12 protein-coding genes are annotated in these 13739 nt (G+C 71.5%); 9 read left to right on the top strand and 3 right to left on the bottom strand.

Annotated elements, in window-relative coordinates; translation table 11 throughout:
- Positions 1-81: 81 nt before the first annotated feature.
- The 9 genes from NNW99_RS36465 (at position 82) to hypE (ending at position 12858) form a co-directional block, all read left to right on the top strand.
- A complete protein-coding gene (locus NNW99_RS36465; RefSeq protein ID WP_215123490.1) occupies positions 82-3342 on the top strand; it encodes a discoidin domain-containing protein in 3261 nt (1086 codons plus the stop codon).
- A complete protein-coding gene (locus tag NNW99_RS36460; protein ID WP_215123488.1) occupies positions 3339-4835 on the top strand; it encodes a family 43 glycosylhydrolase in 1497 nt (498 codons plus the stop codon). Before NNW99_RS36465 ends, NNW99_RS36460 begins: the two co-directional genes overlap by 4 nt.
- A gap of 77 nt (positions 4836-4912) precedes the next feature.
- Positions 4913-6649 carry an enoyl-CoA hydratase-related protein gene (locus NNW99_RS36455; RefSeq protein ID WP_215123486.1) on the top strand — a complete coding sequence of 579 codons (1737 nt, stop codon included), beginning with the start codon at positions 4913-4915 and terminating at the stop codon, positions 6647-6649.
- On the top strand, positions 6646-7233 hold the full coding sequence (locus tag NNW99_RS36450; protein ID WP_215123484.1) for a hydrogenase maturation protease: 588 nt from the start codon (positions 6646-6648) through the stop codon (positions 7231-7233). Before NNW99_RS36455 ends, NNW99_RS36450 begins: the two co-directional genes overlap by 4 nt.
- A gap of 49 nt (positions 7234-7282) precedes the next feature.
- A complete protein-coding gene (gene hypB, locus NNW99_RS36445) occupies positions 7283-8050 on the top strand; it encodes a hydrogenase nickel incorporation protein HypB (protein ID WP_215123482.1) in 768 nt (255 codons plus the stop codon).
- Positions 8047-10371, top strand: coding sequence for a carbamoyltransferase HypF (hypF, locus tag NNW99_RS36440; RefSeq protein ID WP_215123480.1), 2325 nt, complete (start codon positions 8047-8049; stop codon positions 10369-10371). The genes hypB and hypF overlap by 4 nt, the downstream gene beginning before the upstream one ends.
- 3 nt (positions 10372-10374) lie before the next feature.
- Entirely contained in the window at positions 10375-10656 is a 282-nt protein-coding gene (locus tag NNW99_RS36435) for a HypC/HybG/HupF family hydrogenase formation chaperone (protein ID WP_215123478.1), read from the top strand.
- Positions 10653-11795, top strand: coding sequence for a hydrogenase formation protein HypD (hypD, locus tag NNW99_RS36430; protein WP_215123477.1), 1143 nt, complete (start codon positions 10653-10655; stop codon positions 11793-11795). The genes NNW99_RS36435 and hypD overlap by 4 nt, the downstream gene beginning before the upstream one ends.
- Entirely contained in the window at positions 11788-12858 is a 1071-nt protein-coding gene (gene hypE / locus NNW99_RS36425; RefSeq protein WP_285439960.1) for a hydrogenase expression/formation protein HypE, read from the top strand. The genes hypD and hypE overlap by 8 nt, the downstream gene beginning before the upstream one ends.
- 50 nt (positions 12859-12908) lie before the next feature.
- Here the strand turns inward: hypE and hypA are convergent, their stop codons facing one another.
- The 3 genes from hypA to NNW99_RS36410 are packed head-to-tail and all read right to left on the bottom strand — an operon-like array spanning position 12909 to position 13711.
- On the bottom strand, positions 12909-13265 hold the full coding sequence (hypA, locus tag NNW99_RS36420; protein WP_215123475.1) for a hydrogenase maturation nickel metallochaperone HypA: 357 nt from the start codon (positions 13263-13265) through the stop codon (positions 12909-12911).
- Between the two features lie 7 nt (positions 13266-13272).
- Positions 13273-13470 (bottom strand): hypothetical protein, encoded by a 198-nt coding sequence (locus NNW99_RS36415; protein ID WP_215124632.1) that lies wholly within the window; start codon positions 13468-13470, stop codon positions 13273-13275.
- 34 nt (positions 13471-13504) lie between these two features.
- A complete protein-coding gene (locus tag NNW99_RS36410; protein WP_215123473.1) occupies positions 13505-13711 on the bottom strand; it encodes a hypothetical protein in 207 nt (68 codons plus the stop codon).
- Positions 13712-13739: the final 28 nt, after the last annotated feature.

Raw genomic sequence — 13739 nt, 5'->3', positions numbered from 1 at the left:
GACACTTCATCAGCTCACTTCTACGTTGCGAAAACCTTTTAGGTCGTTTCCGTGCTCTGCAGGTCCGGACAGGGAGCTCCGATGAGAAGACCGCAGACCCTCCTGGCCGCACTGGTACTCGCCGTCTGTTGCGTGGTCCCCGCCACCCCGGCCGCGGCGGCGCAGACCATCGGTTTCCCCAGTTTCAGCGGCCCCGCGATCCCCGCCCCGCCCGTCGCCCACACCTCGGGCGACATGATGCGGGCGATCTACGACGCGGAGAGTTCGGGGACCGACTTCTGGATGGACCGGCTGCTCGCCCGCTCAGGCAACGATCCGGCCGGGCCCTGGCTGATGAGCCGGGGACGCGCACTGTTCATGAAGGAGCACGACCCGGCCCGGTTCGGTTTCGGCGGCAAGGTCGCCTACTGGGAGAACATCAACGGCAACAGCGCCTACACCGTCGCGGTCACCCCGGGGACCTTCACCGAGCAGGTCGCGCAGCGCCGGCAGACGCCCAGCCACTGGAAGAGCGTGCACACCAGCGGCTCGGTCACGGTCGACCAGACGAAGTTCATCACGGACAGCAACGTGGCCGTGACGAACCTGTCGATCAAGAACAACGGCTCGTCCGCCACCACTCTCCAGTTGCGGGCGACCTCGCCCTACACCACCTCGGGCAGCGGCAGCGAGCTGACCGGGCAGGTCAACGCCTACAACAACCTCACGACGCTGCGCCCCCGGCTGACCGGTGACGGGTTCGCCGTCTCCAGCGGCGGCCTCAACCGGTCCGTGACGGTCGCGGCCGGTGCCACGGTGACCGCGAAGGTCGTGATGGGTTTCGTCACCGACGAGATCCCCGAGTCGCGGAGCGAGTACGACGCCTACGCGGGCTACTCGGCGGCCACCGCGTTCGCCACCCATGTCCGGGCCTACAACCGGTGGTGGGCGCAGAACGTGCCGTACATCGACGTGCCCGAGCCCGCGATCAAGAAGAACATCTACTACCGCTGGTGGCTGATGCGCTTCAACCACCTGGACGCCGACATCCCCGGGCAGACCTTCCAGTTCCCGACCTCGACCGAGGGCGTCCTCGGCTACAACAACGCCATCGCGCTCACCCAGCCGATGCACATCGACGATCTGAAGTATCTGCGCGATCCGTCGTACGCCTACGGGGACTGGCTGAGCGTCGGCCAGACCTCCAAGGGCGGCCGGTTCCTGGACAACCCGGGGGACCCGGAGAACTGGTCCAACAGCTACACCCAGTACATCGCAGAGGCGGCGTGGAAGAGCTACCAGATCCACGGCGGCCAGCCGGGCATCGCCGCGAGCCTCGCCCGCTACGCGGAGGGCGATGTCAAGGGCCAGCTCGCGCACTACGACCGTGACAACAACAAGCTCATCGAGTACGACTGGGGCGCTCTGACGGGCAATGACGCCGACGCCGTCTCCTTCCACTGGAAGCCCGGCACCATGGACCGCGCCGAGTCCGCCTACCAGTACAGCGGGGCGCTGGCCGCCGCGCAGGCCTACGAGGCGACCGGCAACACGGCCAAGGCGAGCGAGATGCGCACCCTCGCCAACCAGATCAAGGACGCCATCGTCAACGTGCTCTGGAACCCCAACCGGCAGCTGTTCGAGCACCGGCTGAAGTCGACCAACGAGTGGGTGCCCTGGAAGGAGATCAACAACTACTACCCGTTCTCGGTCGGCGCCGTCCCCGACACGGCGACGTACAAGCAGGCCCTGCGGCTGTTCGACGACCCGGCCCAGTACCCGATCTTCCCGTTCTACACGGCCAACCAGGTCGACAAGAAGGCGGCGGCCGAGGCCGGGGAGCCGGGCTCCAACAACTTCTCCACCATCAACTCCACCGTCCAGTTCCGGCTGTACTCCTCGGTGCTGCGCAACTACTCCAACTCCTGGATGAGCGCCACCGACTACAAGAAGCTCCTCTACTGGAACACCTGGGCGCAGTACGTCGGCGGCAACACCCAGTGGCCGGACGCGAACGAGTTCTGGGCCGACTGGAACGGCAGCTCCGTCAACTACCGCTCGTGGATCCACCACAACATCCTCGGCAGCAGCAACTGGACGGTGATCGAGGACGTGGCGGGGCTGCGGCCGCGCAGCGACGCGAAGGTGGAGCTCTCCCCCATCGACATCGGCTGGTCCCACTTCACGGTCAACAACCTGCGCTACCGGGGCGCCGACCTGTCCGTCGTCTGGGACGACCCGGCCGACGGCGTGGTGCGCTACCCCGGTATCCCGGAGGGCTACTCGATCTACGTCAACGGCACCCGGGCCGCCACCGTCAGCTCCCTGGTGCCCTTCACCTGGGACCCGGCCAGCGGCGAGGTCACTACGAAGGGCACGGTCACCCACCGCACGGCCGTCTCCGGGCTGAAGGCCCCCCACCAGGTCGTGCAGGACAGTCCCCGCATGGTCGACATGCTCGCCAAGGCCGGTGTCGACCTGACCGGCGACCCGGCCAACCTCGCCTCCGGCGCGACCGCGTCCGCCTCCCACACCGGGTCGGGCAGCGCCGTCTCGGGCGCGGTCGACGGGCTTCCCACCAATGAGCCGTTCTGGGGCGCGGGCGGCTCCTCGAACAGCCAGGACTGGTACGAGCTGAACTTCGGCACCGCCCGGACGCTCAACGAGGTGCGCCTGTACTTCAAGGACAGCCGCCCCGCCAGTACGACCTACCGGGCGCCGTCCTCGTACACGATCCAGTACCACAACGGCACGTCCTGGGTGAACGCCGACGGCCAGACCAAGAGCCCGGCCGCGCCCCGCGCCAACTACAACCTGGTGCGGTTCCCGGCGATCAGCGCCCAGCGCATCAGGGTCCTGGCCACCAACGCCTCCGGCGCGAAGACGGGCCTCACCGAGATCAAGGTCCACAACCGGGGCGGCGCCCAGCCACCCGCCAACCTGGCGACGTCCGCGACGGCGTCCGCCTCGTACACCTCCTCCTGGGAGAGCGTCACCGCGATCAACGACGGGGTCGATCCGCCCTCGTCCAACGACACCGTCAACACCCGCTGGGGCACCTGGCCGGAGAGCGGGCAGCAGTGGGCCGAGCTGACCTGGCCGTCGGCAAAGACGGTGAACAAGGCCGAGGTGTACTTCTTCGACGACGACCAGGGCATCGACATGCCCGCCTCGTGGAAGCTCCAGTACTGGAACGGCAGCGCCTATGTCGACGTGCCCGGCGCGAGCGGCTACCCGGTGGCGAAGAACCAGTACAACGCGGTCACGTTCACCGCGACGAACACCACACGACTGCGTGTGCAGCTCACCAGCAACGGCAACAACTCCGTCGGCCTCCTCGAAGCGAAGGTGTACGGCCCGTGACCCGTTTCAGATGTCTGTCCGCGCTCCTCGGCGTCCTCACCATGATGGTCGCCTTCCTTGCGGCACCGCAGCCCGCTGCCGCCGCCGTCGCGTTCACGTCGACGGGGGTGAACCAGAACGGCGGCAACTGCCTTGATCTGCCGGGTGGTTCGTCGACGAACGGGACGCAGTTGCGTGCGTTCGCGTGCGGTTCCGGCGCCAACCAGAGTTTCCGCTTCGCGCCGGTCTCGGGGTCCGGTTCGGGTGACACGTACACCATCACCACGCAGTCCGGGCAGTGCGTCGACGTGTCGGGCGCGTCCACCGCGGACAACGCCACGGTCATCCAGTGGCCCTGCCACGGTGGCACCAACCAGCAGTGGCGGCTGGTGCCGGTGAGCGGCGCCGACAAGGCCTTCAACCTGGTCTCCACGGCCTCGGGCAAGTGCGTGACGCCGAGCGGGGGTTCGTCGGCGTCGAACACCGGCCTGGTGCAGCTGCCGTGCTCCGCCGCGAACGGCAGGGTGTGGCGTCTGGCCGGCTTCACCGGCGGCGGCACGAGCCCGGGCACCTTCACCAACCCGATCGCCCAGCGCGGCCCCGACCCCTGGCTGACCTACCACGACGGTTACTACTACCTCGCCACCACGACGTGGAACTCGACGGTCACCATGCGCAAGTCCCGCACGCTGGGCGGCCTCGCCACGGCCACGGAACAGGTGATCTTCAATCTGACCAGGCCGAACGGGGCGGGCACGATGTGGGCCCCGGAGTTCCATCTGCTCGACGGCCCGAACGGCAAGCGGTGGTACTTCTACTACACGGCCGGGCGGGAGCCCTTCGATCTGGGCACCCAGCGGATCCATGTCCTGGAGAGCGCGGGACTCGACCCGATGGGCCCCTACACCTTCAAGGCCGATCTGCTCGACCCGTCCCAGGACAACACCTGGGAGCTGGACCCGGGCATCCTCCAGCTCAACGGCAAGCTGTATCTGCTCGGTACCTTCTACAACGGCTCGCAGCCGATGTTCATCCGGCCGCTGTCCAACCCGTGGACCGCGAGCGGCACACGCCGGATCCTCTCCACCCCCACATACGGCTGGGAGACGGTGGGCGGCGCGGTCAACGAGGGCGCCGAGGTGCTGCAGCGGAACGGGAAGACCTTCATCGTCTACTCCGCCAGCCACTGCTCCACACCCGACTACAAGCTGGGCATGCTCACCTACAACGGCGGCGACCCGCTCAGCTCCTCCTCCTGGGTCAAGTCACCGAACCCGGTGTTCCAGCGGTCCAACGCCACCGGGGTGTACGGCCCCGGCCACAACGGCTTCTTCAAGTCGCCGGACGGCACAGAGGACTGGATGGTGTACCACGCCAACAGCTCCGCGGGCGGCGGCTGCGACATGAACCGCTCGACCAGGGCACAGAAATTCACCTGGAACGCCGACGGGACACCGAACTTCGGCACCCCGGTCGGCCTGGGGGTTCCGCTGACCGCACCGTCGGGAGAGTAGCCCGGAAGCGGGCGAGGGCCGCGAAACGCCGCGGTGGTCCTTCTCGGCCCTCGTCCGAACGGCGAGCATGCCATGTCATGGACATCTTGCTTGTCGCCAGCGCGTTCAACAGCCTGTCCCAGCGTGTGTACGCGGAACTGTCGGACGAGGGACACCGGGTGGACGTCGTCCTCGCCTCGCACGGCGCCGACGCGGTCCGGGCCGCCGTACAGGAGGTGCGTCCGGACCTGGTCGTCGCCCCGATGCTGAAGACGGCCCTGCCGGAGGACGTGTGGCAGCAGCACACCTGCCTGATCGTGCACCCGGGGCCACCCGGCGACCGGGGGCCGTCCTCCCTGGACTGGGCGATCGCCCAGGAGGCGCCCGAGTGGGGTGTGACGGTGCTTCAGGCCGAGGCGGCGATGGACGCGGGCGACGTGTGGGCGGACGGGTCCTTCACCGTGCCGCCGGCGGGCAAGAGCAGCATGTACGGGGGCGAGGTCGCCGACGCCGCGACCGCCGCGGTCCTCCAGGCCGTGCGGCGCTACGCCGACGGCTCGTACAAGCCGCGTCCGCAGAGCGAGCCCGGGGTCGACGTGGTGTGGCGGGACTTCTTCCGCCAGGAGCGGCGGCGGATCGACTGGGAGCGGGACACCACCCGGACGGTGCTGCGCAAGCTCCGCGGGGCCGACTCGCAGCCCGGCGTCCGGGACGAGATCTGCGGCCGGGAGGTGTTCCTGCACGGCGGGCATCCCGAGGACCGGCTGCGGGGTGAGCCCGGGGAACTGCTCGCGACCCGGTCCGGCGCGGTCTGCCGGGCCACCCGGGACGGCGCGGTGTGGATCCCGGAGCTGCGCCCCCTCAAGAGCTCCGGCGACCCGGCGCCGTTCCGCCGCCCGGCGGCCTCCGTCCTGGCCGGTTTCCCGGCCCCGCCCGGATCCCACGGCATGCCGATCTCGAGCGACCGCCCGCACTGGCTGCCCGAGATCGCCGCGCCGCTCGAGCTGCCCCCGGACCGCAGCACCTGGACCGACATCCGCTACCGGCAGCAGGGCGAGGTCGGCTTCGTGAGCTTCTCGTTCCCCGGCGGGGCGATGAGCACCACCCACTGCCGCAGGCTGCTGGCCGCCTACCGGTACGCGCTCAGCCGCCCCACCTCGGTGCTGGTGCTCGGCGGCGCCCGCGACTTCTTCTCCAACGGCATCCATCTCAACGTCATCGAGGCGTCGAGCGACCCGGCGGGCGAGTCCTGGTCCAACCTCAACGCCATGAACGACCTGGTCGAGGCCGTGCTGCGCACCACCGACCGGCTGGTGGTCTCGGCCCTCGGCGGCAACGCGGCGGCCGGCGGCGTCATGCTCGCCCTGGCCGCGGACGAGGTGTGGTGCCGCACGGGCAGCGTCCTCAATCCGCACTACCGGAACATGGGCCTGTACGGCTCGGAGTTCTGGACGTACTCCCTGCCGCGCCGTGTGGGAGCCGAGACGGCCGAGCGGCTGACCAGCGAGGCGCTGCCGGTGAGCGCGGCGACGGCCGCGCGGATCGGGCTGGTGGATCGTCTGGTGCCCGCCCGGCCGGACGAGTTCACGCCCGAGGTCGAGCGGCTGGCCGCCGCGCTCGCCGACGACCCGGATCTCGCCGGCCGGATCACCGCGAAGACCACGGCTCGGCACTCGGACGAGCTGCAGCGCCCGCTGGCCGAGTACCGGCGGACCGAACTCGCCCGCATGCGCACGATCCTCTTCGACCGCCAGGCCCCGTATCACGCGCTGCGGTCGGCCTTCGTCCGCAAGCTTCCGACCGGCTCCCCGCGGCCCCTGGGAGGTGCGCGATGAGTGCGCGGCTGCTCGTCGCCGGGGTCGGCAACATCTTCCTCGCGGACGACGCCTTCGGCCCCGAGGTGATCCGCGCCCTGGAGCGGAACCCGCTGCCGCCCGAGGTGCGGGTGCGGGACTTCGGCATCCGCGGGATGGATCTGGCGTACGAACTGCTCGACGGCTACGACACGGCCGTCCTGGTCGACGCGGCGGTACGGGGACACGCGCCGGGCACCCTGTCGCTGGTCGAGCCGGACCTGCCCGACGGTGCCTCGGGGGGCGCCCCGCCCGAGGCGCACGGCATGGACCCGGCGAAGGTCCTCGCCCTGGCCGCCCACCTGGGCGACGAGCCGCTGCCGCGTGTCCTCGTCCTGGCCTGCGAGCCCGAGCTGCGGGCACCCGCCGACGAGGACATCGCGCCGGGCATCAGCGCGACGGTGCGCGAAGCGGTCGGGCGGGCCGTCGCGGCGCTGCACACCATGGTCCCGGAGCTGCTCACGGACCCGGCTGCCACGCCCACGTTGAGCCGCCCGGAGGAATCCGCCGCCCTGTCGTCGGCCGGGCTGCCGGGCACGGTGAGCGGTGGCGCGGAGGATCGGTAGCGGACTGATTTCCCTACCGATGTGCTTACCGACCGCGAGGAGCGGCTCCATGTGCGATTCCGTGGACGAGGTCACCCAGGCCGTCCTGGCGAAGAACGACTCCCTGGCCGCGGGGCTGCGCGAGGAGCTGGCCCGGCGGGGCGTGAGCGTGGTCAACCTGCTGTCCAGCCCGGGCAGCGGCAAGACGGAGCTGCTCGGGCGGGTGCTGGCCAGGGCGGTGGAGCGGGGGCTTCCGGTGGCCGCGCTCACCGCCGACCTGGCCACCGAGAACGACGCGCACCGGCTCGCCCGCTCGGGGGCCCCGGTGAAGCAGCTGCTGACGGACGGGCTGTGCCATCTGGAGGCGCGGCAGCTGCGCGGCCATGTGGAGAGCTGGCTGCCCGAGGGCACCTCGCTGCTGTTCGTCGAGAACGTCGGCAACCTCGTCTGTCCGGCCTCCTACGATCTCGGCGAGCGCCTGCGCATCGTGCTGATGGCGGTGACGGAGGGCGAGGACAAGCCGCTGAAGTACCCCACGGCCTTCGGGTCCGCCCATCTGGTGGTGCTCACCAAGGTCGATCTGGCCGGGCCCGCCGATTTCGACCAGGCGGCCTTCGCCGCCAATGTCCAGCGGGTCAACCCCGGGGTGGAGCTGCTGTTCTCCTGCGCCCGGACCGACGACGGTGTCGACACGCTGCTGGAGCGGGTGCTCGCCGTACGGGACGGGGCCCCTGTGCACCGGCCTCCTCTGGCGCCCCGCCCGCACTCCCACTCGCACTCCGACTCCCACTCCCACTCCCACTCCCACGAGGGCACCGAAGCCGGCCTCGTCTCGTGACGGCGCCCGCCGCTCAGGCGGTGCGCCGTCGCGTCACCGTGCGCGGCACGGTGCAGGGCGTGGGGTTCCGCCCCTTTGTGCACCGCCTGGCCACCGATCTCGCGCTCGCCGGGTTCGTGAGCAACACGGCGAGCGGTGTCCTCATCGAGGTGGAGGGACCGCCGGAGGGCGTCGCCGACTTCTGCGACCGGCTGGCCCAGGAGCCGCCGCCGTTGGCCACGGTCACCGGCGTCGGGTTCGAGGACCTGCCCGTCAGCGGCGCCGACGACGCCTTCGGCATCCGTTCCACCGACCGCTCCCCCGGCCGCACCCTCCTCCCGCCCGACACGGCGACCTGCCCCGACTGCCTGCGGGACCTGGCCGATCCGGCCGACCGCCGTCACCGGCACCCGTTCGTCACCTGCACCCACTGCGGGCCCCGCTTCACCATCGCCACGGGCATGCCGTACGACCGGGCGGTCACGACCATGGCCGGCTTCCCGATGTGTACCGGCTGCGCCCGGGAGTACGGCGATCCCGGCGACCGGCGCTTCCACGCCCAGCCCGTGGCCTGCCCCGACTGCGGCCCCCGGCTGCGCCTGCTGCCCGCCTCCGGCAGCGACATCCGCCCGGCGCGGGACGCCGACGCCCTGGCCGGGGCGCGGGCGCTGCTGGCCGCCGGGCGGATCGTCGCCGTCAAGGGCCTCGGCGGCTACCACCTGGCGTGTGACGCCGCCGACGCACGGGCCGTCGAGACGCTGCGCGCCCGCAAGGCGCGCGGCGGCAAGCCGTTCGCGGTGATGTGCGCGGACCTCGACGCCGTACGGCGGATCGCCGACCCCAGTACGACTGAACTGGCCGCCCTCACCAGCGCCCGGCGCCCCATCGTCCTGCTGCGGCGGCGAGCGGAGCGGGCGGGCCTCGCGCCGGGTGTCTGTCCCGGCAGCCCGCACCTCGGCGTCATGCTGCCCTACACGCCCGTGCACACCCTGCTGTTCGGCCTGCCCGGTGATCCGCCGGGCCCGCGCGTGCTGGTGATGACGAGCGGCAACCGCTCCGGCGAACCGATCGTCACGGACGACGACGAGGCACTGACCCGGCTGGCCGGTCTGGCCGACGCCTGGCTCGCCCATGACCGGCCGATCTCCTCGCCCTGCGACGACTCGCTGCTGCGGGTACGCCCCGACGGCACCGAGCAGGTGCTGCGCCGCTCCCGGGGGTATGTGCCCCGACCGCTGCGGCTGCCGGTCCCGGTGCGGCCGACGCTCGCCGTGGGCGGGGATCTGAAGAACGCCCTGTGCCTCGGCGAGGGCGACCACGCCTGGTTCGGGCCGCACATCGGGGACATGGGCGAGCTGACCACCCTGGAGGCGGCCCGGCGGGCCGAGGCGCACCTGCGGTCGCTGACCGGCATCACCCCCGAACTCGTCGCCGCCGACCGGCATCCCGGATACCACTCCGCGCGGTGGGCACGGAGGCGAGCCCACCGGCTGGCGCCCGTCTTCGTCCAGCACCATCACGCGCACATCGCCTCGACGATGGCCCAGCACGGCCTCGACGGCACCGCGCCCGTGATCGGTGTCGCCTTCGACGGCACCGGCTACGGCGACGACGGCACGGTCTGGGGCGGCGAGATCCTGCTCGCCGACTACACCGGCTACCGGCGCCTCGCCCGTCTGGCCCCCGCCCCGCTGCCCGGCGGCGACGCGGGCGTGGCCAACCCCTGCCGCCTGGCCCTGGCCCGGCTGTGGTCGGCGGGCCTGGCGTGGGACGCGGATCTGCCCAGTGCGGCCGCCTGTTCGTCCGAGGAACTGGCCGTTCTGCACCGTCAGTTGACGCGCGGGGTGGCCTGTGTCGCGACCTCCAGCATGGGCCGGCTCTTCGACGCCGTGTCGTCCCTGGTCGGCGTGTGCCATCGCGCGGGGTACGAGGCCCAGGCCGCCCTGGAGCTGGAGGCCGCCGCCGCTTCGGCCTGGGGCGAGGGCACCTCGGCCTACGACTTCGGCTTCACCGCCGGTGCGTACGACCCGGCGCCCGTGCTGAGCGCCCTCGTCGCCGATCTGCGGCGCGGCACCCCGGCCCCCGTGCTCGCCGCCCGCTTCCACCGTGCGGTGGCGAGGGCCGTCGCGGAGGTCTGCCGGCGTGCGCGTCAGGACACCGGCCTGGCGACCGTCGCCCTCAGCGGCGGGGTCTTCGCCAACGCGCTGCTGGAGGAGGAGTGCGCGCGGCTGCTGGCCGAAGCCGGCTTCGCGGTGCTCCGCCACGGCGAAGTCCCGCCGAACGACGGCGGGCTGGCCCTCGGCCAGCTGGTGGTCGCGGCGCACCTACGACAGGAGGAGTGACCCATGTGTTTGGCAGTGCCCGGCAAGGTCGTGTCCATCGACGACAGTTCGGAACCGCTCACCGGGCTGATCGACTTCGGCGGAGTGCAGAAGCAGGCGTGCCTGGAGTACGTGTCCGATGTGCGGGTGGGTGAGTACGTCATCGTGCACGTCGGTTTCGCGCTCCAGCGGCTGGACGAGGAGTCGGCCCTGGCCTCGCTGAAGCTCTTCGAGGAACTGGGTCTGCTGGAGGAGGAGTTCGGGGACGCCTGGGAGCAGGCGGCGAAGGAGGCGGGAACGGCGTGAAGTACATCGACGAGTTCAACGACCCCGGGCTGGCCCGGCGCCTGCTGGACGAGATCCGCGCCACCGCCACCCGGCCGTGGGCCCTGATGGAGGTGTGCGGCGGGCAGACCCACTCGATCATCCGGCACGGCATCGACCAACTGCTGCCCGAGCAGGTGGAGTTGATCCACGGCCCCGGCTGCCCCGTCTGTGTCACGCCCCTCGACGTCATCGACCAGGCGCTGGAGATCGCCTCGCGGCCCGGCGTGATCTTCTGCTCCTTCGGCGACATGCTCCGCGTGCCGGGCACCGACCGCGACCTGTTCCGGGTCAAGGGCGAGGGCGGCGACGTACGGGTGGTGTACTCGCCGCTCGACGCCCTGGAACTGGCCCGCCGCCACCCGGACCGGGAGGTGGTGTTCTTCGCGATCGGCTTCGAGACCACGGCCCCCGCCAACGCGATGGCCGTGCACCAGGCGCGGCGTCTCGGGCTGAACAACTTCAGCCTGCTGGTGTCGCATGTGCGGGTGCCCCCGGCCATCGAGGCGATCATGACGGCGCCCGCCTGCCGGGTGCAGGGCTTTCTGGCCGCCGGGCATGTGTGCAGCGTGATGGGCATGGCGGAGTACCCCGAACTGGCCGCGCGGTTCCGGGTGCCGATGGTGGTGACCGGCTTCGAGCCGCTGGACATCCTGGAGGGCATCCGCCTGGCGGTCCGGCAGCTGGAGCGCGGTGAGCACCGGGTGGAGAACGCCTACCCGCGTGCCGTGCGCGAGGAGGGCAATCCGGCGGCGGTGCGCATGATCGAGGAGGTGTTCGAGGTCACCGACCGGAACTGGCGTGGCATCGGGCCGATCCCGCTGAGCGGCTGGCGGCTGACCGACGCCTTCCGGGCGTACGACGCCGAGCACCGCTTCGACGTCACCGGGATCCGCACCGAGGAGCCCGCCGAGTGCCGCAGCGGCGAAGTGCTCCAAGGGCTGATCAAGCCCACCGAGTGCGAGGCGTTCGGCACCACCTGCACCCCGCGCACCCCGCTCGGCGCCACCATGGTCTCCAGCGAGGGCGCCTGCGCGGCCTACTACCTGTACCGCCGGATGAACGCCGCGACACCGCAGGCCGAGCGGGCCGCGCGGGAGGAGATGAACCCCGTTGCCTGAACAACTCGCGGACACCGTCGACCCGGCGAACTGGACCTGCCCCGCTCCCCTGCGCGACCAGCCGGTGGTGGTGATGGGCCACGGCGGCGGAGGCGCGCTGTCGGCGGAGCTGATGGAGCAGGTCTTCGTCCCCGCCTACGGCAACGCCACGCTGGCTGCTCTCGCCGACTCCGCCGTCCTCGAACTGGGCGGCGCGCGGCTGGCGTTCTCCACCGACTCCTACGTGGTCAGGCCGCTGTTCTTCCCGGGCGGCAGCCTGGGTGACCTCGCGGTCAACGGCACGGTCAACGATCTCGCGATGAGCGGCGCCCGGCCGGCCTACCTCTCCGCAGCCTTCGTGCTGGAGGAGGGCGTGGAGCTGAGCGTCGTCGGACGGATCGCGCGCGCCATGGGGGCTGCGGCCGAGGCTGCCGGGGTCACCATCGCCACCGGTGACACCAAGGTCGTCGAGTCCGGGCACGGCGACGGGGTGTATGTGACCACGGCCGGGGTGGGGCTCGTGCCCGACGGGGTGGACATCCGGCCGCAGCGCGCGCGGCCCGGTGATGCCGTGATCGTCAGCGGGCCGATCGGTCTGCACGGGGTGGCGATCATGAGTGTGCGGGAGGGGCTGGAGTTCGGGGTCGAGATCGCCAGCGACACCGCGCCGCTGGCGGATCTGGTGGCGGCGATGCTGGCCGTCACCCCGGACATCCATGTGCTGCGCGACCCCACCCGGGGTGGCCTCGCGGCGTCCCTCAACGAGATCGCCCGCGCCTCCGGGACCGGGGTCCGGCTCCAGGAGCGGGCCGTTCCGGTGCCGGACGCCGTGGCGAACGCCTGCGGCTTCCTCGGGCTTGATCCCCTGTACGTCGCCAACGAGGGCCGGCTGGTCGCCTTCGTGCCACCGTCGTCGGCGGACGAGGTGCTCGCGACGATGCGGGCCCATCCGCAGGGCGCCGGGGCCACGGTCATCGGCGAGTGCGTCGCCGAGCACCCCGGGATGGTGGTGGTCGCCACCGGTCTGGGCGGGACACGGGTGGTGGATCTGCCGCTCGGCGAGCAGTTGCCGCGCATCTGCTGACCGGGCATGCGCGTGGGCCCCGCCGAAGGTCTCGGCGGGGCCCACGCGCGCTATGCCGAGGCCGGTGCGGGCTCGATGCCCGTGATCTCCAGTTCCCGGCCGCTGCGCAGGTCGCTGGAGGGCTGGTCGCAGCGCGGGCACCAGAAGAACGGGGGCATGCCCACCGGGAACTCCTCGGCGCACGGGCCGCACCAGGCCTGCCCGGGGACCTGCTCGACGACGAGCCGGGCCCCCGCGAGGGCGGTGCCGTCGCGGGCCACCTCGAAGGCGAAACCGAGGGCGTCGGGGACGACGCCCGCCAGCTCGCCGACCCGGACGGTCACGGTCGAGACGGCGTCCGTCCCGTCCGCCCGGGCCAGCTCGTCGGCCCGCTCGATGATCGCGGTCGCGATCGACAGCTCGTGCACGGCCGGCTCACGGATACCGTTTGCCCGCGCGGAGCCCGCCGGACATCCGCCAGATCCGGGCCTCCCGCCTCAGGCTGGGCCACTCCCAGCACAGCAGGGCCAGCACCGCACCGCCCACCAGGACGGCCTCGGCCTTCAGCACCCGCTGTCCGCTCATCCCGTCGCGTCTGCGGGCGACGGGTCTGCGTGCTCGTTTGACCTTCATTGCGACGACTCCCTGCTCCGTCCGGGAACGGCTCTCATCCCGGCGAGATGTTCGGCATGCTCTCCACGAGGGCGTCATGCCGCTTCCAGTGGATCCCCGTGGAGCGGCGCGCGTCGGCGGTGCCGTCCTCGTGGTGGCCCTTCTGCTCCGCGTACCGTCCCTTGTTGCCCTGGTGCAGTCCGGCGACATGCCCGGGGGTGTCGGGCTTCGCCTGGGGCCGGCCCACTCTGATGCTGCCCATGGGGTGTTCTCCTTCCTCGCCTCCGACC

It is taken from the genome of Streptomyces sp. CRCS-T-1 (assembly GCF_024442335.1).
In the GTDB taxonomy this organism is placed as follows: Bacteria; Actinomycetota; Actinomycetes; order Streptomycetales; family Streptomycetaceae; genus Streptomyces; species Streptomyces koelreuteriae.
The sequence above is the reverse complement of the archived record's forward strand: the minus strand, read 5'-3'. Positions and strand labels throughout refer to the sequence as shown.

What these genes read in the sequence shown, in the direction of transcription:
- NNW99_RS36465 (WP_215123490.1), top strand. Translation starts at nt 82, where the DNA reads ATGAGAAGACCGCAGACCCTCCTGGCCGCACTGGTACTCGCCGTCTGT.
- NNW99_RS36455 (WP_215123486.1), top strand. Translation starts at nt 4,913, where the DNA reads ATGGACATCTTGCTTGTCGCCAGCGCGTTCAACAGCCTGTCCCAGCGT.
- NNW99_RS36450 (WP_215123484.1), top strand. Translation starts at nt 6,646, where the DNA reads ATGAGTGCGCGGCTGCTCGTCGCCGGGGTCGGCAACATCTTCCTCGCG.
- hypB (WP_215123482.1), top strand. Translation starts at nt 7,283, where the DNA reads ATGTGCGATTCCGTGGACGAGGTCACCCAGGCCGTCCTGGCGAAGAAC.
- NNW99_RS36435 (WP_215123478.1), top strand. Translation starts at nt 10,375, where the DNA reads ATGTGTTTGGCAGTGCCCGGCAAGGTCGTGTCCATCGACGACAGTTCG.
- NNW99_RS36415 (WP_215124632.1), bottom strand. Translation starts at nt 13,470, where the DNA reads ATGAAGGTCAAACGAGCACGCAGACCCGTCGCCCGCAGACGCGACGGG.
- NNW99_RS36410 (WP_215123473.1), bottom strand. Translation starts at nt 13,711, where the DNA reads ATGGGCAGCATCAGAGTGGGCCGGCCCCAGGCGAAGCCCGACACCCCC.